The organism is Pseudomonas sp. PAMC25584 (genome assembly GCF_058135675.1).
In genome coordinates this window covers 5,453,070-5,472,660 of record NZ_CM176870.1, presented here as the reverse complement: position 1 = coordinate 5,472,660, position 19,591 = coordinate 5,453,070, and the positions used below count along the sequence as shown (strand labels likewise).

Here is a 19,591-nt window from a genome sequence, read left to right as displayed (position 1 = left end):
CAAGCCTGCTTTTTCAAGCAGGCCTATCGTTGACGGCGGTTCTCTTACTTCTGCTGCGCCGTCAGCGCCGCATAATCATTCATCAAGTTGCGATAGTTCGGAATACGCTGGGACAACAGATTGCCCAGGCCTTCGATATCGTTGCGCCAGTCGCGATGCAACTCACACGCCACCGAAAACCAGTTCATCAACTGCGCACCGGCCTGCGTCATCCGGCTCCACGCCGCCTGCTGCACCGTGGTATTGAACGTGCCCGACGCATCCGTCACCACAAACACCTCAAACCCCTCCGCCAGCGCCGACAACGTCGGGAACGCCACGCACACATCCGTCACCACACCGGCAATGATGATCTGCTTACGCCCGGTGGCCTTGATCGCCTTGACGAGGTCTTCGTTGTCCCACGCGTTGATCTGACCAGGACGGGCGATGTACGGCGCGTCCGGGAACATCTCCTTCAACTCCGGCACCAGCGGGCCGTTCGGGCCTTGCTCGAAGCTGGTGGTGAGGATCGTCGGCAGGTTGAAGAACTTGGCCAGATCCGCCAGGGCCAGCACGTTGTTCTTGAACTCGTTGGGCGAAAAGTCCTGCACCAGGGAGATCAGGCCAGTCTGGTGGTCGACCAGCAGGACTACGGCGTCGTCTTTGTTCAAGCGGTTGTAGGTTGGCGTGCTCATGGTTGAATCCTTTTTTGTTTAAGTGGGTTGGGCGTTGCGTTCAACATGGGCACAGATTAATGGGTGGGACGTGGGGGATAAATCGGCTGGTAGGCGTCTTACTGTCAACTTAAAAGAGACAATTGGTTGAACGGCCAGCAGTATCGATCCCTTTCATTTGCAGGACGTTTCCTAGAGAATCCCAGCCGCTTGCGCCAGCGAAATTCCGTGACTAGGCTGCGGTCCGTCACTGCAAATTCAGTGATCGGGTTTAGTCGCCCGAATTCGATTGGCGTATGAGCAACTCATGAGTCAGGCCCCCCTTCGCCTGCCTCTTATGGTGGCTGTACGCAGGGCACCTTCGGGTGCGCCGGGTTCCAATCGACCGGTCGACTAACCTGCGTACAGCTGCCGCCTTTCGTTTAGTCGCGGGGAGTGGCAGCTCCAAACTATCGATTGGAGTTTTGCTATGGATAACGTTGTTTCGGATTCACCGTCATCGCCTGCGGCCAACCCCTTTACTGTCAATGAAGAACTGAGCTTCGAGGATGCCTGGGTGCGTGTGGCTGAGTTGCTGCAATGTGCGGTGGCGACATCGCAGGTGCTCGGGGAGCCGCTGGCCGCGCCGCAGAGGGCGGTGATGCATTTGGTGGAGATGGCGAAGCTGGTGGCGGATCGGGCGGTGGAGTGTTTGCAGCCTAGGTGACGCGACTTGAGAGGCGGGCAGGGCGATATGCGGCCCGCTATTGGCTGAATGTTTGGTTGGCGTTGGGTATTTGGATTTCGATGACTGCAGGCATTAAAAAGCCGGCTTGTGGCCGGCTTCTCGGGGACTGCCTCAGCTTGTTTTTGACAAACCTCAGCAGCCTTCAAATCGCTCAGCCAACATCGCGTCTGGCTGAATAGTCGGGGCATCCGCGGGAGTTTTCCGCATCGCCTGGCAGGGTGAATGGCCTAAAACCAACCCCTGCCAAATGTGCGGCGCATGATACCCACATTCCCCTCAGTTGCCCACCTCCGGATCGGATTTAGAGCCTTCCCAGCCCAGTAGGTGTTCATCCAGTGGCACGGGTGGGCGGCGGTTGTTGAGGGTGGACCACCAGAATACCCAGCCGACGATCTGGAAGTTCTGTTCGAAGCGTTGATCGAAGGTCAGGTATTCGTCGGGGTGTTCGCCGGCGTTGTGGCTGCGCATGCGCAGGCCGCCGCCGGGGCGGTTGTAGAGGTATTTGATGCGCAGCATGTCGTCGTGTTCGACGGCGTAGATTTCGCCGTCGACGATTTGGGTGCGGCCGCGGTCGATGGCGAGGGTGGCGCCTTGTTGGATGATGTCGATCATGCTGTTGTCGACCATGTAGGCGCCGAGGGCGCGGTCGGGGTTTACGTTTAAGGTGTCGAGGGTGTGACGCGAGAGGCGGATGTGTTCGGTTGAGGTGAAGGACGGATGGAGGGTGATCTCCACGTCGATGGTTTCCGGGTGACGGACGGGGCCTGTGAGGTATTTGCCGCTTTCTTCGCGGGTGGGCAATGCTTTCCTTGCATCGTGACCTTCCAACAGGAAGTTGGCCGGTGGGTGTTTAGGGCCTACGCCGGCGTGCAGCCAGCGGCTGGAGACGCACAGCAGTTCTGCGATTTCGTTGAGTCGGCCCATGGGGACGCCGCGTTTGAACCAGTTGTTCACGTGTTGAGGCGTGACACCGCGGTTCTTGGCGAAGTCGGAAGCGGAAAGATGAACTTCCCGTAATAACGCTTTTAAGCGATCACCTGATGTATTCATAAACGCAGAGTTTACTGGCCGGGAAAATAGATCAAATAAACCATGCGTTCAATTGCCGGTGTAGGTTTTTGCTTAGTTGTAGCCTGATCTTTCTTTGTTGCTTGTTAGTTCAACATAGAGTGTTAAGTGTTGAACTTGATGTTTAGTTTTTCCGACAAAAAAAGCCCCGAATGATCGGGGCTTTTTTGATTGTCGCAGCAATGAGGAGCAGGTATCAGCCTTTGTAGGCTGCGACCGACTTCATGATCTCGGCGCGGGCGGCGTCTGCGTTGCCCCAACCTTCGATCTTCACCCATTTGCCTTTTTCGAGGTCTTTGTAGTTCTCGAAGAAGTGCTTGATCTGTTCCAGCAGCAGTGGCGGCAGGTCGGTGTATTCCTTCACGTCCACGTACAGCTGGGACAGCTTGTCGTGGGGGACTGCGATGACTTTGGCATCGCCGCCGCCGTCGTCGGTCATGTTCAGGATGCCGACTGGACGCGCGCGGATAACCGAGCCTGGGGTAACCGGGTAAGGGGTTACGACCAGCACGTCGAGGGGGTCGCCGTCGTCAGCCAGGGTGTTGGGGATGAAACCGTAGTTGGCCGGGTAGAACATCGGGGTGGCCATGAACCGGTCAACGAACAGGCAGTCGCTGTCTTTGTCGATTTCGTATTTGATCGGCGCGTGGTTGGCCGGAATCTCGATGGCGACGTAGATGTCGTTCGGCAGGTCTTTGCCAGCCGGAATCTTGCTGTAGCTCATTGGGCGTTGCCCCCGTAGTTGGCCATGGACATGGCCGGATTGGCCTAAAAGTGGCGGCGATTATAGGCATATTCTGACGCCGATGCCATTCACCAGACGTCGTACAGTCATTCGCCTTGTGGCTGATAACGTGGGTCGTGCGCTTGCAGCTGGGTGAGGCGGGCTAGAGGGTCCTGGCGGTAAAAGCGGCTCAGTTGCGCGTACACCTGTGGATAACTGTTGATCAGTAAATCGGGCGCGCTGAAAAAATATTCGCTGGTGACGGCGAAAAATTCCGCCGGGTTTTCGGCGGCGTAGGGGTCGATGGCGGTTTCGGCGTCGGGGTTGGCGTCCAACTGGCGATTAAGCTCGTCGTAGGCGCCTTGCATCACGCTGGCCCACTCTTGCACACGCATGTCGTGGTGCAGGGGCGGCAGGCCGTTGGCGTCGCCGTTGAGCATGTCGAGCTTGTGCGCCAGCTCGTGGATCACCAGGTTGTAGCCTTCCCAATTGCCGCTGGCCAGCACGCCGGGCCAGGCGAGGATCACCGGGCCTTGTTGCCAGGCTTCGCCGCTGTGCTCGCCGTCCCACTCGTGCTCGACGCCGCTGGCATCGCGATGGCGTTGCGGGCTGAGGAAGTCGTCGGGGTACAGCACGATCTCGTGGAAGCCCTGATACCAATCGAGGTCGCCGAGGTTCATCAGGGGCAGTTGTGCCTGGGCGGCGAGCAGCAGGCGTTGTTCCTGGTGCAGCTCGACGCCGGGCAGGGCGGTGAGGTGTTTTTCGGCGAGAAACACCACGCAGGCTTCGCGCAGCCACTGGTCTTGCTCGGCGCTGATGCCGTCGAGGAAGGTCAGGTGCTCGCGCACCCGCTGCCAGGTGTCATCGGCAATCGGGTGCTTGGCCAGCAGGCGCCGGCGACGCCAGGCGCTGAGGGACCACATCGCAGGTTACTGCGGCTTGGCTTCGGAAGACGCGCGGCCAAAGCGGCTGCGGAACACGCTAATGATCATCGGCACCAGCGACAGCAGGATGATGAACACCACCAGCAGCGAGAGGTTTTTCTTGATAAACGGTACGTTGCCGAAGAAGTAGCCGAGGGTCACCAGGCCGCCGACCCAGAAGACGGTGCCCAGCACGCTGAAACCGAAAAAGCGCGGGTAGGGCATTTTCGCGATGCCGGCGACGAACGGTGCAAAGGTCCGCAGGATCGGCAGGAAGCGCGCCAGGGTCACGGTTTTGCCGCCGTGCTTGTCGTAGAAGTCGTGGGTTTTTTGCAGGTAGTCGCGGCGGAAGATTTTCGAATTCGGGTTGCTGAACAAGCGTTCGCCGGCCGTTCGCCCGATTACGTAGTTGGTGCTGTCGCCGAGGATCGCCGCCAACATCAAGAGGCCCGCGAGCAAGACCGGGTCCATGCCACCGCCCGCCGCCACCGCGCCGGCAATGAACAGTAATGAATCACCCGGCAGGAAAGGCATGACCACCAGGCCGGTTTCGCAAAAGATTACAAGGAACAGAATGGCGTAGATCCACAGACCGTAATTTTTTACCAGCAGGTCGAGGTAAACGTCGAGATGCAGGATAAGGTCAAGCGGGTTGAAATCCATGGATGGCACCTGTGTGAATGGCCCGGCTCGGCAGGCCTGTGCGGAGGCTCGGGTAATAAGGCTACAAGTATTTGTCGCGCTTCTTACAACCCTGAAAGGTCGGCATTATACGGATTGAGAAGTGAAAAGCGTGTGGGTTTTGTAGCGGGGGATGTCATGGCACTCGGCTCCCGAGCACCACAGAACCAAATGTGGGAGGGGGCTTGCCCTCGATGGAGTCGTGTCAGTTATAAAGAGTCTGAATGATCCACCGCTTTCGGGAGCAAGCCCCCTCCCACAGGGGGTTTTTGGTGTCTGGAGGCGTTGAGTTTAGTCTTCGCTGATCGGCAGCACGTAGTTTTTGAACTCGGTGTCTTCGCGAAACCCCATCGACTCATATGTCTTCTGCGCCACGTCATTGTTGCTGCTGGTCGACACCCGCAGCCTCACGGCATGGGTCTCCTTGGCCATCTTCTTCGCCGTGCGCATCAGGTTATCCGCCACCAGTTGCCGGCGCGCGTCTTCGGCGACGTAGATGTCGTTGAGAATCCACACACGTTTGAGCGACAACGAAGAAAAGCTCGGATACAGCTGACAGAACCCGAGCAAGCGTTTGTCGTCGTCATCGGCCAGGGCCAGGTAGATCACCGACTCCTTGCGGCGCAGGCGCTTTTCCAGGAAGGCCCGCGAGGAGTCCGGGAACGGCAGGGCCCCGTAGAACTCGCGGTATTTGACGAACAACGGGGTCAACAGGTCCAGGTGTTCCGGGGTCGCTTGAGTGATCCGCATGCCAGGCCTCAACTTCCAAATGGGGTACGACCCCGCGAGGGGCCGTGACTTGATGCTGCCTAAAGACGCGAAAAAGCGCAATCGTGTGGGGATCAGTCCGTGGGTGGACTGAGCAGGAAATTGCCTTTCACCAAGTCCGGGTCATCTGACTCGATGGTCTGAAGCTGCGCCTCATCCTTGAGATTGACCCCCGACAACTGTCGACGGCAGGCCTCGCGCATCAAATACAGCAGGCGGTGGGCTGCCATGCCATAACTCAAGCCTTCCAGGCGCACGTTGGAGATGCAGTTGCGGTACGCATCGGTGAGGCCGACCTTGGGGTTGTAGGTGAAATACAGGCCCAGGCTGTCCGGCGAACTCAGCCCCGGCCGTTCACCGATGAGGATCACCACCATCTTGGCGCCGAGTAACTGGCCAATCTCATCGGCCACTGCGACGCGGCCCTGTTCCACCAGGATCACCGGCGACAGGGACCAGCCTTCGGCGTGGGTCTGTTCTTCCATGCGCGTGAGAAACGGCAACGTATGTTTATGCACCGCCAACGCCGACAGACCATCGGCCACCACTACGGCCAGGTCGACGCCGCCGGGGTTGGCCGCCGCATGGTCGCGCAGGGCCTGGGCCGATGCGTCGCTCAGGCGCCGCCCCAGGTCCGGGCGTTGCAGGTAGCTGTGGCGGTCGAGGGCGGCGCTGTGCAGTAACAGGCTGTCACGCCCGCGCTCGGCAAGCTGAGTGCTGAGGCCAGCGTGGTCGAAGGGCAGGTGGACCGCGTCGCGCGCCTGGGCGTGGGCGAATTGGAAGTCTAGCTGTGCGTTGGTCGGGATGCTGGTGCCGGTCCGGCCCAGGGCAATGCGCGCCGGGGTCAGGCGACGCAGTTCCAACCACGGGTTTTCGGGTAAGTCTGGTTGCACGGGCGGCTCCTTCATCCCAATTGCGCCAAGGCGTGGCGAAACGCCGGTGGCAGGCTGTTGCCGAAGCGCACTTTGCCGTCGGCTTGCGTGAAGATGCCCATTTTCGCCAGCCACTGTTCAAACTCCGGCGCCGGCTTTAAACCCAATGTTTGCCGGGCGTACAGGGCGTCGTGGAACGAGGTGGTCTGGTAGTTGAGCATGATGTCGTCGGAACCGGGAATGCCCATGATGAAGTTGATCCCGGCCACACCCAGCAGGGTCAGCAGGGTGTCCATGTCGTCCTGGTCGGCCTCGGCATGGTTGGTGTAGCAGATGTCGCACCCCATAGGCACTCCCAGCAGCTTGCCGCAGAAGTGGTCCTCGAGGCCGGCGCGGATGATCTGTTTGCCGTTGTACAGATACTCGGGGCCGATAAAACCGACCACGGTGTTCACCAAAAACGGCTTGAAATGCCGGGCCACGGCGTAGGCGCGGGTTTCGCAGGTTTGCTGGTCGACGCCGAAGTGCGCGTTGGCCGACAAGGCGCTGCCCTGGCCGGTTTCGAAATACATCAGGTTCTGCCCCAGGGTGCCACGGTTCAGGCTCAGGCCCGCTTCGTAGCCTTCCTGCAGCAGGCTCAGGCTGATGCCGAAACTGGCGTTGGCCGCTTCGGTGCCGGCGATCGACTGGAACACCAGATCCAGCGGCACGCCACGGTTGATGGCTTCGATGGAGGTGGTGACGTGGGTCAGCACGCAGGCCTGGGTGGGGATTTCGTAGCGCTGGATGATCGCGTCGAGCATCTCCAGCATGGCGCAGATCGAGGCGATGCTGTCGGTGGCCGGGTTGATGCCGATCATGGCGTCGCCGTTGCCGTAGAGCAGTCCGTCGAGAATGCTCGCGGCGATGCCCGCCGGTTCGTCAGTGGGGTGGTTGGGTTGCAGGCGGGTCGACAAGCGGCCACGCAGGCCCATGGTGCCGCGAAACCGGGTGACCACGCGGATCTTCTGCGCGACCAGCACCAGGTCTTGCACGCGCATGATCTTCGACACGGCGGCGGCCATTTCCGGTGTCAGCCCTGGCGCTAGTGCACGTAGGGATTGTTCATCGGCCGCATCACTGAGCAGCCAGTCGCGCAGGCCGCCGACGGTCAGGTGGCTGACGGCGGTAAACGCCTGTTTATCGTGGGTGTCGATGATCAGACGGGTGACTTCGTCGCTTTCATAAGGGATCAGCGCCTCTTGCAGAAAGTGCTTCAGCGGAATATTGGCCAGCGCCATTTGCGCCGCCACCCGCTCGCCGTCGTTCTGTGCGGCGACGCCGGCGAGGAAATCCCCTGAACGGGCGGGGCTGGCCTTGGCCATCACGTCCTTGAGGCTGTCGAAGCGGTAGGTCGATGCACCCACCGCGTGGGAAAAACTTGCCATACAGTGTCTCCTGGATGACGCGGGCAAATGTGGGTAAGGCGCCCGCGTCGAGGTTTACGGCATTTAGTGCAAGGCGGCCTCTGCGGCCTGGATCGCCGCGAATTCTTCTTCCGGCGTGCCTGCTACTAAGTGATGCCGGCTGTAGAAAGCAAAGTAAGCAATTAATACTCCATAGATGATCGCAGCGCCAATCACCACCCGTGGGTCGACCAGAAAGCCCGCTACCACGGCCACGCAGGCCAATACCAGCGCCACGCCGGAGGTGAAGATGCCGCCCGGCGTGCGGTACGGACGATCCATTTTGGGGCGACGGATGCGCAGCGTGATGTGCGCGGCCATCATCAGCACGTAGGAAATGGTCGCGCCAAACACCGCCACCAGGATCAGCAGGTCACCCTGGCCGGTCAGCGACAGGCCGAAACCGATAATGCCGGGGATCACCAACGCCAGGACCGGCGCCTTGCTTTTATTGGTCTGGGACAGTTTGCGCGGCAGGTAGCCGGCGCGGGACAGCGCGAAGATCTGCCGCGAATAGGCGTAGATGATCGAGAAAAAACTGGCAATCAAGCCCGCCAGGCCGACCAGGTTGACGAAGCTGCCCATCCAGGTCGAGCCGCCATACGACAGCGCCAACGCTTCAACCAGTGGGTTGCCGGACTTGATCAGCGCATAGGTGCCGGCGCCGCCCGGTGCAATCACCAGGATCAACAGGGCAAAACTGGTCAGCACCACAATGGCGCCGATCAGGCCGCGGGGCAGATCGCGCTTCGGGTTCTTGGTTTCTTCGGCAGCCAACGGAACGCCTTCTACCGCCAGGAAGAACCAGATCGCATACGGAATCGCCGCCCACACGCCGACGTAGCCAAATGGCAGGAAGGTGCTGGCGCCCTTGGCTTCGGTCACTGGAATGTCGAGTAGGTTGGCGACGTTGAAGTGCGGCACCATCGCCACCAGAAACACACCCAGCGCAATGGCGGCGACGGCGGTAATCACAAACATCAGCTTCAAGGCTTCGCCCACGCCAAAGATATGGATGCCGATGAAGATGATGTAGAACGCCAGGTAGATCATCCAGCCGCCAATGCCGAACAGCGACTCGCAATAGGCGCCGATGAACACCGCAATGGCGGCGGGGGCGATGGCGTATTCGATCAGGATCGCGGTGCCGGTCAGGAACCCGCCCCAAGGGCCAAAGGCGCTGCGGGCAAAACCGTAGCCACCGCCGGCGGTGGGGATCATGGAAGACAGTTCGGCCAGGGAAAAGCACATGCACAGGTACATGGTGGCCATCAGCAATGTGGCGAGGAACATGCCGCCCCAGCCGCCTTGGGCCAGGCCGAAGTTCCAGCCGGCGTAGTCGCCGGAGATTACGTAGGCAACGCCAAGGCCGACTAACAGCACCCAGCCGGCGGCGCCTTTTTTCAGTTCGCGTTGTTGGAAGTAGTCGGTGCCGACTTTTTCGAAGTCGACGGTAGAACTAGTGGGTTCGCTAGGCATGGGGAAGTACCTTTGATTGTTATTGTTTTTAATTCGGACTCTGTGTGCCGGATGCAATTGGCAAGTACTTATGAATATCTAAATGTGGGAGGGGCGGTGCGACGATTCGACTTGTCCCCGATAGCAGTGGATCAACCAACAATTAAGTGACTGACGCACCGCCATCGGGGGCAAGTCGAATCGTCGCACCGCCCCTCCCACATTTTTTAGTGCATTTAAAATGTGGGAGGGAGTTGTCAGTTAGAAGAAGCCCAGTGGATTAATGTCGTAGCTCACCAGCAAGTTCTTGGTCTGCTGGTAGTGATCCAACATCATCTTGTGCGTCTCGCGGCCCACGCCGGACTTTTTGTAACCGCCAAACGCGGCATGTGCCGGGTATAGGTGGTAGCAGTTGGTCCACACGCGGCCGGCCTTGATCGCCCGGCCCATGCGGTAGGCACGGTTGATGTCGCGGGTCCACAGGCCGGCGCCGAGGCCGAACTCGGTGTCGTTGGCGATCGCCAGGGCTTCGGCTTCATCCTTGAAGGTGGTGATGCTCACCACTGGGCCGAAGATTTCTTCCTGGAACACCCGCATCTTGTTGGTGCCCTTGAGCAGGGTCGGCTGGATGTAATAACCGGTGGCCAGATCGCCGGTCAGCTTCTCGACCTTGCCGCCAGCCAGCAACTCGGCGCCTTCGCCCTTGGCGATTTCCAGGTACGACAGGATCTTGTCGAACTGCTGCTCGGACGCCTGGGCGCCGACCATGGTGTCGGTGTCCAGCGGATCGCCACGCTTGATCGCCTCGACCTTCTTCATCACCACTTTCATGAAGTCGTCGTAGATCGATTCTTCCACCAGCGCACGGGATGGGCAGGTGCACACTTCGCCCTGGTTGAAGAACGCCAGCACCAGGCCTTCGGCGGCTTTCTCGATGAATTGCGGTTCGGCGTTCATGATGTCGGCGAAGAAGATGTTCGGCGACTTGCCGCCCAGTTCAACGGTGGACGGAATAATGTTCTCGGCCGCGCAATGCATGATGTGCGCGCCCACCGGAGTGGAGCCGGTGAAGGCAATCTTGGCGATGCGCTTGCTGGTGGCCAGGGCTTCGCCAGCTTCTTTGCCGAAACCGTGTACCACGTTCAGCACGCCCGGCGGCAGCAGGTCGCCGATGACTTCCATCAGCACGCTGATGCCCAGCGGAGTTTGCTCGGCTGGCTTGAGCACCACGCAGTTGCCGGCGGCCAGGGCCGGGGCGAGTTTCCAGGCGGCCATCAGCAGCGGGAAGTTCCACGGGATGATCTGGCCGACCACGCCCAGGGGCTCATGGAAGTGATAGGCGGCGGTGTGTTCGTTGATTTCGGCGCTGCTGCCTTCCTGGGCGCGGATGCAACCGGCGAAGTAGCGGAAGTGGTCGGCAGCCAGCGGGATGTCGGCGTTGAGGGTTTCACGCACGGCCTTGCCGTTGTCCCAGGTTTCGGTGATGGCCAGCAGTTCGAGGTTCTGTTCGATACGGTCGGCGATCTTCAGCAGCACCAGCGAACGGTCCTGGGCAGAGGTTTTGCCCCAGGCGTCAGCGGCGGCATGGGCGGCGTCCAGCGCTTTGTCGATGTCTTTGGCGGTGGAGCGTGGGAATTCGGCGATTGGCTTGCCGTTGACCGGCGAGGTATTGGTGAAATAGTTGCCATCGACCGGCGCCACGAACTCGCCGCCGATGTAGTTGCCGTACTTGGCCTTGAACGAAACGATCGCGCCTTCAGTACCGGGGTGTGCGTAACGCATGGTGGGTATCTCCTGGCTTTTTATGTTTATTGGAGTGCAGCGCGGCAAGCGCTTGATAAAGCGTAGAGCAAAGGTCGGGCCACTGCCTTGCAAGCCAGTTAAATCAGGGGGTTGGCGAGTGCTGAAAAGCGCTGCTGTGCCAGCCTTGGTACAGTCGGTGTGACAGTTTGTCCCATCAACGGTACAGCCTGTGACCGGTGGGCCGGCGCGGGATTGCAATGCCCGGGTGGCTGGGGGATGCTGGGTGTTCTCACGCAGGGAGAATAATAAGAACATGCGTCACGATCATTTCAGTCGCCATGCCCAGCAAGTCTTGACCGTCACTCGTGGGCAAGACCTTTCCCAGGGCCCCGGCAGCGACCCGTCCATCGCCCGCTCCTGGCTGCGTTGCCTGGAGGATTATCACCTTGACCCAGCACTGACCATCGCTCCTACGGTGCTCGAACATGGCCGTCTGCTGGAAAGCCGCGAGCGCCTGCAGCAGGTGTTGCACATTGCCGGCAGCGAGATGAACAGCCTGCATCAGCAACTGTCGGGCGCCGGCCACGCCGTGTTGCTCACCGATGCGCACGGGGTGATCCTCAACTGTGTCACCGCGCCGTCCGAACGCAAGATTTTCGAAGGCGCCGGGCTGTGGCTCGGCGCCGACTGGAGCGAGGCCTGCGAGGGCACCAATGGCATCGGCACCTGCCTGGTGGAGCGTCAGTCGTTGACCATTCACCGCGATGAACATTTTCGCGGTCGCCACACCGGGCTGACCTGTTCGGCGAGCCCGGTGTTCGATCACCAGGGTGAATTGCTGGCGGTGCTGGACGTGTCATCGGCGCGGGAAGCGGTGTCGCGCCAGAGTCAGTTCCACACCATGGCGCTGGTTAACCTGTCGGCGAAGATGATCGAGAGTTGTTACTTCCTGCGTCACTTTGAGCACCACTGGCTACTGCGTTTTCACCTGCAGGCGGAGTCCGTGGGCTTGTTCAGTGAAGGGCTGCTGGCGTTCGACGGGGAAGGGCGCATTTGTGCGGTCAACCAAAGTGCCCTGAACCTGCTGGGGCAGGTGCGCGGTGGCCTGCTGGGGCAGCCGGTGGAGGCGCTTTTCGAATGCTCCCTGGATCAACTGCTGGGCCGCGCCAGCGCCAATGCCACGGCAAGTTGGCCGTTGCTTACGCGGGACGGTCGGCATCTGTTTGCGGCGTTGCGCGGCCAGCCGCGCAGTGTGCCGGCGCCAGCGTCGGTGGCTGCCGCCAAGCCCGAGCGGCGGCCCGGTATCTGCCTGGGCGATCCCGCGTTGCAAAGCGATTTTCGCAAGGCGCTACGCGTATTCGAGCGTGACGTGCCGCTGCTGGTAAACGGTGAAACCGGTTCCGGCAAAGAGGCCTTCGCCAAGGCCGTACACCAGGCCAGCCAGCGTGCGGACAAGGCTTTTGTCGCGCTCAATTGCGCCGCCATCCCGGAAAGCCTGATCGAAAGCGAACTGTTCGGCTATCGCGGCGGCAGCTTCACTGGCGCCCGCAAGGAAGGCATGCGCGGCAAGCTGCAACAGGCGGACGGGGGCACGTTGTTCCTGGACGAAATCGGCGACATGCCGCTGGCCTTGCAAACCCGGCTATTAAGGGTGCTGGAGGATCGCCTGGTGGTGCCCATCGGCGGCGAGCCCCAGGCGGTCAACGTGAGGGTCATCAGTGCCACCCACCGGGATTTGTTGCAACGTGTGCAGGACGGCAGCTTTCGTGAAGATTTGTACTACCGGCTTAACGGTTTCGAAATTGGCTTGCCACCGTTGCGCGAACGTAGTGATAAGTCGCAAGTGCTGGATTTTTTGCTGGCCCAGGAAGTCGGTGGGCAGACGATAACGCTCGATGCTGGCGCGCGACAGGCATTGCTGGCGTTCACCTGGCCGGGCAATGTGCGGCAGTTACGCACGGTGTTGCGCACCATGGTTGCGCTGTGTGAGGGGGCGTTAATCCGTGTCGATGATCTACCGCCGACGATTCGTCCGGCGTCCTTGGCTACGGCTGCTGCGGATGTGCCATCCCTGTCGCTGCTCGATGATGCCGAGCGCCTGGCATTGTTGAAAGTCCTGACGCAGCAGCGCTGGCATATGACACTTGTGGCTGAACGGTTGGGGGTGAGCCGCAATACGTTATATAGAAAGTTACGAAAACATGGGATTGAACTGCGTTCGGCGCTGTAATGCGTAAGTTGTTATCAAGTGCATAAGTGCGGTTTTTGATTTTTGGTTGTAGGGTGATTTACTTCTGTTTTTTATAGGGGGTTTATTGGGGTGGTGTGTGTCAATGGCAGCGGGGGTGCAAGTAGGCGAGTACCTGTAATGTTGTGTTGGTGGAACTGAGTTGGATCTTTTTGTCACCCAGTGAATGCAAGTTTGTTATTGATTAACTCAGGTGATGAATATGGATATTGCAGGTATTTCCATTTGTGCCGCAGCACCCTCGGCTGATGTTTCAGCTGATTTTACCCCGGATGCCAATAATGGTAGATCGACGGGTAGTCCGCGCGAGGGCGGTTCAACTACTTGGAAAAGTGACCATTGCGACAAAACTGACGACTCTGAACGTTTAAACTCGAACGTACACGCTCGTAGTAAAAGAGGGATTAATATCGGAGGCCTTTTCCGCAGGCCAGCATTGAGAGGGTCCAGCCTGCCGGCTTCGGGGACGCCCGGTCACTATAATCCTGTTCCGGTATCGTCTCTCCCCAAACCCTCTCCCACTTCTGCAACAACCAATCCCATTCGAAATCTTTTAGTGAATACCAATTCGTTCAGCGGCGCCGGTACTCTTCCTTCCAGGTCCCATCCCGTTCCCAGGACGTTTGGAGAGGTGGCGCAAAACCTGGTCACTGCCGATCGCTTGGTCAAGGCCGGCGTTTTTAAGACCGGGCCTGATTTGAAAACCGTGACACGCGACGCTTTCGTGAATGCCGCGGTCAACGGCTTGGTCAGTACGCCATTGAGTATTGCTACTTACGCAGGCTCCGTGTGGAGTGGTGAGCATATCAAGGGGACGTTTAGCGCCAACACCCCGTTACTTCCTCCTGCGCACCAACCCGCCCCGAGTCAACAGAACGGTGTGGCGGGATCGGCGTCGAGTCTTGCATCGCCGCAAGATCTGGAGTTGCGCTTGGAAAATGCGGAGTTAAAACTTGTACTGGTCAGTAATACGATCCAGGCATACACCGAAGGGAGCGAGGGTAAAGCCTTGGATAAAAGCCCTGATTGGCCAACCGAGACAACTGCTCGACTTGATATGGTGGAAAAACAATACGCCACCGTCGAGTCGAACTTGAAATTAATTTCTGAGGAAAACGATTTTATATTCAGGCCTTTTAAGCGTGATGCCGTCACCACCGAGAAAGATCCTGTGCGCCGTCTTGAAACATTGGATCGACGAAATCAGGCTGTTTTAAATCAGATCTCCCGTATCAATACGGTGTTGGAGCCGAAGGGGCTGCCATCCTCAACGCAGGTTGTCTGATGCAGGTTATGTCGGCGCCGGTAGGCAGTTGATTGCTGGCACTCCATAGTGACACTCGTCTGCGCATGAGTCCGGTGCAGTAAAGGCGTGCGCCGGCACCGGACTCAACGACGGCGCTGCCGGTCGAATCGAGCAGATTGATCCGGCGCGTACCGCTAAAAGAGTGCGATTTCCCACTCCCTGCGCTAACCTGCCTCGATGTTTTACGAGGTCGACCATGCACATTCATATTCTCGGTATTTGCGGTACTTTCATGGGCTCGATGGCGGTTCTGGCCAAAGAGTTGGGCCACCATGTGACGGGTTCCGACGCCAACGTCTACCCGCCCATGAGTACGCAACTGCAAGCCCAGGGCATCGAGTTGACCCAGGGCTATGACCCATCCCAATTCGATCCGGCCCCCGATCTGGTGGTGATCGGTAACGCCATGTCCCGTGGCAACCCGGCGGTCGAGTACGTACTGAACAAAGGTTTGCCTTATGTGTCCGGCCCGCAATGGCTGGCGGACCATGTGCTGCAAGGGCGTTGGGTGCTGGCGGTCGCGGGCACTCACGGCAAGACCACCACCAGCAGCATGCTGGCTTGGGTGTTGGAGCACGCGGGCATGAGCCCGGGTTTCCTGATCGGCGGTGTGCCGCAGAACTTCTCGGTGTCGGCGCGCTTGGGCGATACGCCGTTCTTCGTGATCGAAGCCGATGAATACGACAGCGCTTTCTTCGACAAACGCTCCAAGTTTGTCCACTACCGCCCACGCACCGCGATCCTGAACAATCTGGAGTTCGATCACGCGGATATCTTCCCCGATCTGGCGGCCATCGAGCGGCAGTTCCACCATTTGGTGCGCACCATCCCAAGTGAAGGCCTGGTGATCCATCCGACCACCGAACCGGCCTTGCAGCGCGTCATCGACATGGGCTGCTGGACCCCGGTGCAAACCACCGGCGCGGGCGGGCAGTGGCAGGTCAGGTTGCTCAGTGACGACGGCTCCAAATTTGAAGTGCTGTTGGAAGGCGAAGCCCAAGGCATTGTCGATTGGGATATGACCGGCCAGCATAACGTCGCCAACGCCTTGGTCACTCTGGCGGCCGCACGGCATGTTGGCGTGGTGCCTTCGATGGGCATCGCGGCATTGAGTGCGTTCAAAAGCGTGAAACGGCGCATGGAAAAGGTCGCCGATGTGAATGGGATTACCATCTACGACGACTTTGCCCACCACCCGACGGCGATTGCCACCACCCTTGATGGCCTGCGCAAGCGTGTCGGTGATGCGCCGATCATTGCCATTATCGAACCGCGTTCCAACTCCATGAAGCTCGGCGCACACCGCGATGGTTTGCCGGAGAGCGTCAACGACGCGGACCAAGTGGTCTGGTACGCGCCGGCCAACCTGGGGTGGGACTTGCCCGCCATTGCGGCGCTGTGTCGCGTGCCGTCGAAGGTCTGCGATTCCATCGAAGGAATCATCGAATTCGTCAAGCAACAGGCCAAGCCCGGCACCCACGTGGTGGTGATGAGCAACGGCGGCTTCGGCGGCCTGCACGGTAAACTGGCCGAGGCCCTGAAATGAGCGGGCCGGAGCGCGTTACCCTGGCCATGACCGGCGCATCCGGCGCGCCTTATGGCCTGCGCCTGCTCGACTGCCTGGTGCGCGAGGAGCGTGAGGTGCACTTCCTGATCTCCAAGGCCGCGCAACTGGTGATGGCCACCGAGACCGATGTCGCGCTGCCACCCAAGGTGCAGATGATGCAGGCGTTCCTCACCGAGTACACCGGTGCGGCGGCGGGGCAGATCAGGGTCTACGGTAAAGAGGATTGGATGTCGCCGGTGGCCTCGGGCTCCGGCGCGCCGGCGGCGATGGTGGTGGTGCCGTGTTCCACGGGTACGTTGTCGGCGATTGCCACCGGCGCCTGCAACAATTTGATCGAGCGGGCCGCCGATGTGACGTTGAAAGAACGTCGTCAGTTGATTCTGGTGCCGCGTGAAGCGCCTTATTCGAGCATTCACCTGGAGCACATGCTCAAGTTGTCAAACATGGGTGTGACCATCTTGCCCGCGTCGCCCGGGTTCTATCACCAACCGCAGACGATCGATGACCTGGTGGACTTTGTGGTGGCGCGGATTCTCAATCTGCTGAACATTCCGCAGGACATGCTGCCGCGTTGGGGTGAGCATCATTTGAGCAGCGATGAATAAGCTACTGCTGGTCTTGTTGGCCTTGCAACTGACGGGCTGCGCCACCGCGCGCACGCTGGATGCCGCCAAGCCCGGTGCGCCGGTGGTGTACGCTGGCACGCGGCTGGATCTGTACGCCATGAATGGCGGCTGTTGTGCCATGGACCGTTTTGGTGCCGAGGCGCCGAGCTATCCCGGCGTCGACCTGCCGGCCAGCGCGTTGCTCGACACCTTGCTGTTGCCGCTGTCGGTGTTGACGGTGGTGGGCGTAGGATTCAACGCCACAGGCGGCCTATAGAAGTGTATTACCTGTGCTGGCCTCATCGCGGGCAAGCCAGCTCCCACATTTGATTGTGGTTCACGCAGTTCCAAATGTGGGAGCCGGGCTTGCCCGCGATGAGGGCTGCCCGGTCACCGCAAAATTACTTACCAAGCTTGCGCAACTCATCCGACTCAACCACGCGCACCCCGTCCTGCTCTTCCAGCGCCAGCCGCCACATGGCGCGGGCCAGTTCGCACACTTCGATGCCGTGGTACTTGCCGGGAATCAGCCGTGACAGCGGCCCGGCCAATTGCTCGGCCAGGCGCGGTTCGAGGCGTTCCCCCAGTAACAGCGAAGGCCGCACGATGGTCAGTTGCGGCCAACCCTGGGCCTTCAAGGCCTCTTCCATTTGCCCTTTGACCCGGTTGTAGAAGATCGAGGATTTAGGGTCGGCGCCAATCGCGCTGATGACGATCAGGTGCCGCGCGCCCATGTCCCGCGCGCGCTTGGCAAACCCCACGACCATGTCCAGGTCGACGGCGCGAAAGGCTTCTTCGGAGCCGGCTTGCTTGATCGTGGTGCCCAGGCAGCAGAAGGCGATATCCACCTGGCCCTGCAGTTGCGGCAAGAACACCGCCGGGTCGCCCACCGGGTTTTCCAGGCGTGGGTGTTTGGCCAGCGGCTTGCGGCTGGGCGCCAGCACGCGGGTCACGGTGGGTTCATTGAGCAGGCGATCGAGCAGGTGTTCACCGGTCAGGCCAGAAGCTCCGGCGAGCAAGATATGCTGAGGTGTCAGGTACATGGTGTTTCCCCCTTATTACACGTTACAGCTTAGTTGCCTTTAGCTTCCCTGCTATTTAGTGAGACGCTTTCGAGCGCCTTTCGTGCCTGCTGCTTGCGTAATAGTTGCCAATGGGCGATCACGCCTTTGGGGGCCCAGATCTGCGGTTCGGAGGCTTCGAAGTTGTCTGCCTGCTCGCGTTCGGTCACGTGCAGTTGCGCCAGCTTGAAGGCTTGCTGCAAGTCGTCGGTCTGGTTGAAAGCCTGGGCGAAAAGGGCATCGCCGAAGTAGGTAAAGTCGGCTTCTTCGGAGCAACCGAATGACACGCGGTCGGCGCGGGAAGCCGTCATGATCAAGGTGTGCTCGTCTTTCAGTGCCGGAATGAAGCCGCCGGAGTAGCACGCGGAAATCACCACGATCTTGTCGCGGTTCTTCAGCGGCGTGAGTACTGCGGCCAGCTCATCGGCCGGCAGATCGGCCAGTTCCATGCGCGGTTGGTCGAGCACCAGTTCGTGTTCGTGGGTGCCGTGGCTGGTCAGGTAGATAAATACCAAGTCCTCCGGCCCGCTACGTTCGGCCAGGGTCTGCACCGCACGCCGCAGGCTTTCGCGGGTGGCCAGGGGGCGGTCGGTGATATGGTCGCGATGGTTGACCAGGCGAATCTGTCCGCGCGCCCCGAAGCGGCTGGCGAGCATATTGCTGACGTAATCGGCTTCGCGCAGGAACACGCTTTGTTTGCCGTCGCCAGCCAATACCAGGGTGTACAGCTCCACGGCGGGGGTCGAGGCGGGCACAGCGGCGAGGGCGGCATCGAGCAAGTGGCCCTGGGCCAGTACGCCAATTTCCAACGGGTCGGGCAACAGCTTGCCGTCGGCGTCGCGCACGCGCATGCCGTTGACCCATGTGCCCGCTTGCACGGTGCCATCGGTGAGCACCAAGGTGCCACGACCCTGGTAGTTGTCGCTGTCGAAACCGCCGATATAGAAGCTGCCGTCGGTGAGGTTCAGGCGGCCTTCGCCGCTGAAGCGCCAATCGCTGAACTGGCCGACGTAGTGGCTGCTATCGACGCCGATCAACTCGCCCTTGCCGCTGAGGGCGCCTTCCTTGAACTGGCCGATCCACACGTCGCCGTCGGCGTTTTCGTAGCGACCCTTGCCGTTCAGTTGGTTCTGTTTGAACTGGCCGACGTAGATGTCGCCGTCAGCGCTGTTGAAGGTGCCGTTGCCTTCGAGTTGGCCGTCGACGAAGTGGCCGCTGAACTGGTTGCCGCTGTCATCGTTGCGCTGACCTTCGCCATTGGGCTTGCCGTGGGCGAACTGGCCCTGGTATTGGCTGCCGTCGGCCAGCTCCAGGCGCCCGAGGCCGGAATACTGATCGTCCTTGAATTCGCCGCGATAGGTCATCTGCCCCTCTTTGAGGGTGCCTTCGCCGTTGCGTCGGCCTTGCTTGAAACCGCCGCCATACTGGCTGCCCGCAGTGGTCAGGCTACCCTGGCCGTCGAACAGGCCTTGCTGGAATTGACCTTTATAGACTTCGCCGTTGCTGCCGTGCCATTCGCCCTGGCCGTGCCACTGGCCTTTGTCGAACTGGCCGGTGTACCAGCTGCCGTTGGGGTAGTCCACGCGCCCCTGGCCCTGCAGCAAGCCATTGACCACGTCACCCCGGTAACGGCCGCCATCGGGCAGGCGCGCATCGGGCGGCAACAGCGATTCGCCGTCTCCGCAAGCGGTGAGCAACAGGGCAAGGACAAGGGGAGCGAGTGGGCGCATAGCGGGATC

At 60.2% G+C, this 19,591-nt stretch carries 18 protein-coding genes; 6 read left to right on the top strand and 12 right to left on the bottom strand.

Annotated elements, in window-relative coordinates:
* Positions 1 to 44: 44 nt before the first annotated feature.
* A complete protein-coding gene (gene ycaC / locus ACS5Q8_RS25545) occupies positions 45 to 677 on the bottom strand; it encodes an isochorismate family cysteine hydrolase YcaC (protein ID WP_465159550.1) in 633 nt (210 codons plus the stop codon).
* 448 nt (positions 678 to 1,125) lie between these two features.
* On the opposite strand from ycaC, the gene ACS5Q8_RS25540 reads away from it, so the two are divergent.
* Positions 1,126 to 1,362 (top strand): DUF6124 family protein, encoded by a 237-nt coding sequence (locus ACS5Q8_RS25540; protein ID WP_465159549.1) that lies wholly within the window; start codon positions 1,126 to 1,128, stop codon positions 1,360 to 1,362.
* 297 nt (positions 1,363 to 1,659) lie between these two features.
* Here ACS5Q8_RS25540 and ACS5Q8_RS25535 read toward each other — a convergent pair whose 3' ends face one another.
* From ACS5Q8_RS25535 to exaC, 9 genes are all read right to left on the bottom strand, one after another.
* A complete protein-coding gene (locus tag ACS5Q8_RS25535) occupies positions 1,660 to 2,433 on the bottom strand; it encodes a LexA family transcriptional regulator (RefSeq protein ID WP_276195034.1) in 774 nt (257 codons plus the stop codon).
* Between the two features lie 214 nt (positions 2,434 to 2,647).
* The gene (gene ppa, locus ACS5Q8_RS25530; protein ID WP_003237090.1) at positions 2,648 to 3,175 is read right to left on the bottom strand and encodes an inorganic diphosphatase; all 528 of its coding nucleotides are present in this window, start codon (positions 3,173 to 3,175) and stop codon (positions 2,648 to 2,650) included.
* Between the two features lie 107 nt (positions 3,176 to 3,282).
* A complete protein-coding gene (locus ACS5Q8_RS25525; protein WP_276195033.1) occupies positions 3,283 to 4,098 on the bottom strand; it encodes a M90 family metallopeptidase in 816 nt (271 codons plus the stop codon).
* A 6-nt stretch (positions 4,099 to 4,104) separates the two neighbouring features.
* Positions 4,105 to 4,761, bottom strand: a complete 657-nt coding sequence (locus ACS5Q8_RS25520) for a DedA family protein (RefSeq protein ID WP_057005938.1) — start codon at positions 4,759 to 4,761, stop codon at positions 4,105 to 4,107.
* Between the two features lie 309 nt (positions 4,762 to 5,070).
* Positions 5,071 to 5,529, bottom strand: a complete 459-nt coding sequence (locus tag ACS5Q8_RS25515; protein WP_276195032.1) for a GNAT family N-acetyltransferase — start codon at positions 5,527 to 5,529, stop codon at positions 5,071 to 5,073.
* A 92-nt stretch (positions 5,530 to 5,621) separates the two neighbouring features.
* Entirely contained in the window at positions 5,622 to 6,455 is an 834-nt protein-coding gene (gene eutC / locus ACS5Q8_RS25510; RefSeq protein ID WP_426100542.1) for an ethanolamine ammonia-lyase subunit EutC, read from the bottom strand.
* On the bottom strand, positions 6,452 to 7,846 hold the full coding sequence (locus ACS5Q8_RS25505; protein ID WP_247401420.1) for an ethanolamine ammonia-lyase subunit EutB: 1,395 nt from the start codon (positions 7,844 to 7,846) through the stop codon (positions 6,452 to 6,454). The genes eutC and ACS5Q8_RS25505 overlap by 4 nt, the downstream gene beginning before the upstream one ends.
* 63 nt (positions 7,847 to 7,909) lie before the next feature.
* Positions 7,910 to 9,343, bottom strand: a complete 1,434-nt coding sequence (gene eat, locus ACS5Q8_RS25500; protein WP_276195030.1) for an ethanolamine permease — start codon at positions 9,341 to 9,343, stop codon at positions 7,910 to 7,912.
* A gap of 240 nt (positions 9,344 to 9,583) precedes the next feature.
* Complete coding sequence (gene exaC, locus ACS5Q8_RS25495; protein ID WP_253399469.1) at positions 9,584 to 11,104, bottom strand: acetaldehyde dehydrogenase ExaC; 1,521 nt, start codon at positions 11,102 to 11,104, stop codon at positions 9,584 to 9,586.
* 274 nt (positions 11,105 to 11,378) lie between these two features.
* Between exaC and ACS5Q8_RS25490 the strand changes: the two genes are divergently transcribed.
* The 5 genes from ACS5Q8_RS25490 to ACS5Q8_RS25470 all read left to right on the top strand — a co-directional run bounded on the left by ACS5Q8_RS25490 (position 11,379) and on the right by ACS5Q8_RS25470 (position 17,068).
* Positions 11,379 to 13,295, top strand: coding sequence for a sigma-54-dependent Fis family transcriptional regulator (locus tag ACS5Q8_RS25490; protein ID WP_465159548.1), 1,917 nt, complete (start codon positions 11,379 to 11,381; stop codon positions 13,293 to 13,295).
* Between the two features lie 220 nt (positions 13,296 to 13,515).
* Positions 13,516 to 14,598, top strand: a complete 1,083-nt coding sequence (locus tag ACS5Q8_RS25485) for a hypothetical protein (RefSeq protein ID WP_465159547.1) — start codon at positions 13,516 to 13,518, stop codon at positions 14,596 to 14,598.
* A 217-nt stretch (positions 14,599 to 14,815) separates the two neighbouring features.
* The gene (mpl, locus tag ACS5Q8_RS25480) at positions 14,816 to 16,165 is read left to right on the top strand and encodes a UDP-N-acetylmuramate:L-alanyl-gamma-D-glutamyl-meso-diaminopimelate ligase (protein ID WP_276195027.1); all 1,350 of its coding nucleotides are present in this window, start codon (positions 14,816 to 14,818) and stop codon (positions 16,163 to 16,165) included.
* The gene (gene ubiX, locus ACS5Q8_RS25475) at positions 16,162 to 16,791 is read left to right on the top strand and encodes a flavin prenyltransferase UbiX (protein ID WP_276195026.1); all 630 of its coding nucleotides are present in this window, start codon (positions 16,162 to 16,164) and stop codon (positions 16,789 to 16,791) included. Before mpl ends, ubiX begins: the two co-directional genes overlap by 4 nt.
* Positions 16,784 to 17,068: a YceK/YidQ family lipoprotein gene (locus ACS5Q8_RS25470; RefSeq protein WP_276195025.1), complete on the top strand. Its 285-nt coding sequence runs from the start codon at positions 16,784 to 16,786 to the stop codon at positions 17,066 to 17,068. The genes ubiX and ACS5Q8_RS25470 overlap by 8 nt, the downstream gene beginning before the upstream one ends.
* A 124-nt stretch (positions 17,069 to 17,192) precedes the next feature.
* Here the strand turns inward: ACS5Q8_RS25470 and ACS5Q8_RS25465 are convergent, their stop codons facing one another.
* Positions 17,193 to 17,834: an oxidoreductase gene (locus tag ACS5Q8_RS25465; protein WP_276195024.1), complete on the bottom strand. Its 642-nt coding sequence runs from the start codon at positions 17,832 to 17,834 to the stop codon at positions 17,193 to 17,195.
* Between the two features lie 29 nt (positions 17,835 to 17,863).
* Complete coding sequence (locus ACS5Q8_RS25460; RefSeq protein WP_443694040.1) at positions 17,864 to 19,582, bottom strand: C13 family peptidase; 1,719 nt, start codon at positions 19,580 to 19,582, stop codon at positions 17,864 to 17,866.
* Positions 19,583 to 19,591: the final 9 nt, after the last annotated feature.

Excerpts from the sequence above, each read along its gene's own strand:
- ACS5Q8_RS25525 (WP_276195033.1), bottom strand. The coding sequence starts at position 4,098 with ATGTGGTCCCTCAGCGCCTGGCGTCGCCGGCGCCTGCTGGCCAAGCAC.
- mpl (WP_276195027.1), top strand. The coding sequence starts at position 14,816 with ATGCACATTCATATTCTCGGTATTTGCGGTACTTTCATGGGCTCGATG.
- ACS5Q8_RS25540 (WP_465159549.1), top strand. The coding sequence starts at position 1,126 with ATGGATAACGTTGTTTCGGATTCACCGTCATCGCCTGCGGCCAACCCC.
- eat (WP_276195030.1), bottom strand. The coding sequence starts at position 9,343 with ATGCCTAGCGAACCCACTAGTTCTACCGTCGACTTCGAAAAAGTCGGC.
- ACS5Q8_RS25460 (WP_443694040.1), bottom strand. The coding sequence starts at position 19,582 with ATGCGCCCACTCGCTCCCCTTGTCCTTGCCCTGTTGCTCACCGCTTGC.
- ubiX (WP_276195026.1), top strand. The coding sequence starts at position 16,162 with ATGAGCGGGCCGGAGCGCGTTACCCTGGCCATGACCGGCGCATCCGGC.
- ACS5Q8_RS25515 (WP_276195032.1), bottom strand. The coding sequence starts at position 5,529 with ATGCGGATCACTCAAGCGACCCCGGAACACCTGGACCTGTTGACCCCG.
- ACS5Q8_RS25465 (WP_276195024.1), bottom strand. The coding sequence starts at position 17,834 with ATGTACCTGACACCTCAGCATATCTTGCTCGCCGGAGCTTCTGGCCTG.
- ACS5Q8_RS25485 (WP_465159547.1), top strand. The coding sequence starts at position 13,516 with ATGGATATTGCAGGTATTTCCATTTGTGCCGCAGCACCCTCGGCTGAT.
- exaC (WP_253399469.1), bottom strand. The coding sequence starts at position 11,104 with ATGCGTTACGCACACCCCGGTACTGAAGGCGCGATCGTTTCGTTCAAG.
- ACS5Q8_RS25470 (WP_276195025.1), top strand. The coding sequence starts at position 16,784 with ATGAATAAGCTACTGCTGGTCTTGTTGGCCTTGCAACTGACGGGCTGC.
- ACS5Q8_RS25505 (WP_247401420.1), bottom strand. The coding sequence starts at position 7,846 with ATGGCAAGTTTTTCCCACGCGGTGGGTGCATCGACCTACCGCTTCGAC.
- ppa (WP_003237090.1), bottom strand. The coding sequence starts at position 3,175 with ATGAGCTACAGCAAGATTCCGGCTGGCAAAGACCTGCCGAACGACATC.
- ycaC (WP_465159550.1), bottom strand. The coding sequence starts at position 677 with ATGAGCACGCCAACCTACAACCGCTTGAACAAAGACGACGCCGTAGTC.
- ACS5Q8_RS25520 (WP_057005938.1), bottom strand. The coding sequence starts at position 4,761 with ATGGATTTCAACCCGCTTGACCTTATCCTGCATCTCGACGTTTACCTC.
- ACS5Q8_RS25490 (WP_465159548.1), top strand. The coding sequence starts at position 11,379 with ATGCGTCACGATCATTTCAGTCGCCATGCCCAGCAAGTCTTGACCGTC.
- ACS5Q8_RS25535 (WP_276195034.1), bottom strand. The coding sequence starts at position 2,433 with ATGAATACATCAGGTGATCGCTTAAAAGCGTTATTACGGGAAGTTCAT.
- eutC (WP_426100542.1), bottom strand. The coding sequence starts at position 6,455 with ATGAAGGAGCCGCCCGTGCAACCAGACTTACCCGAAAACCCGTGGTTG.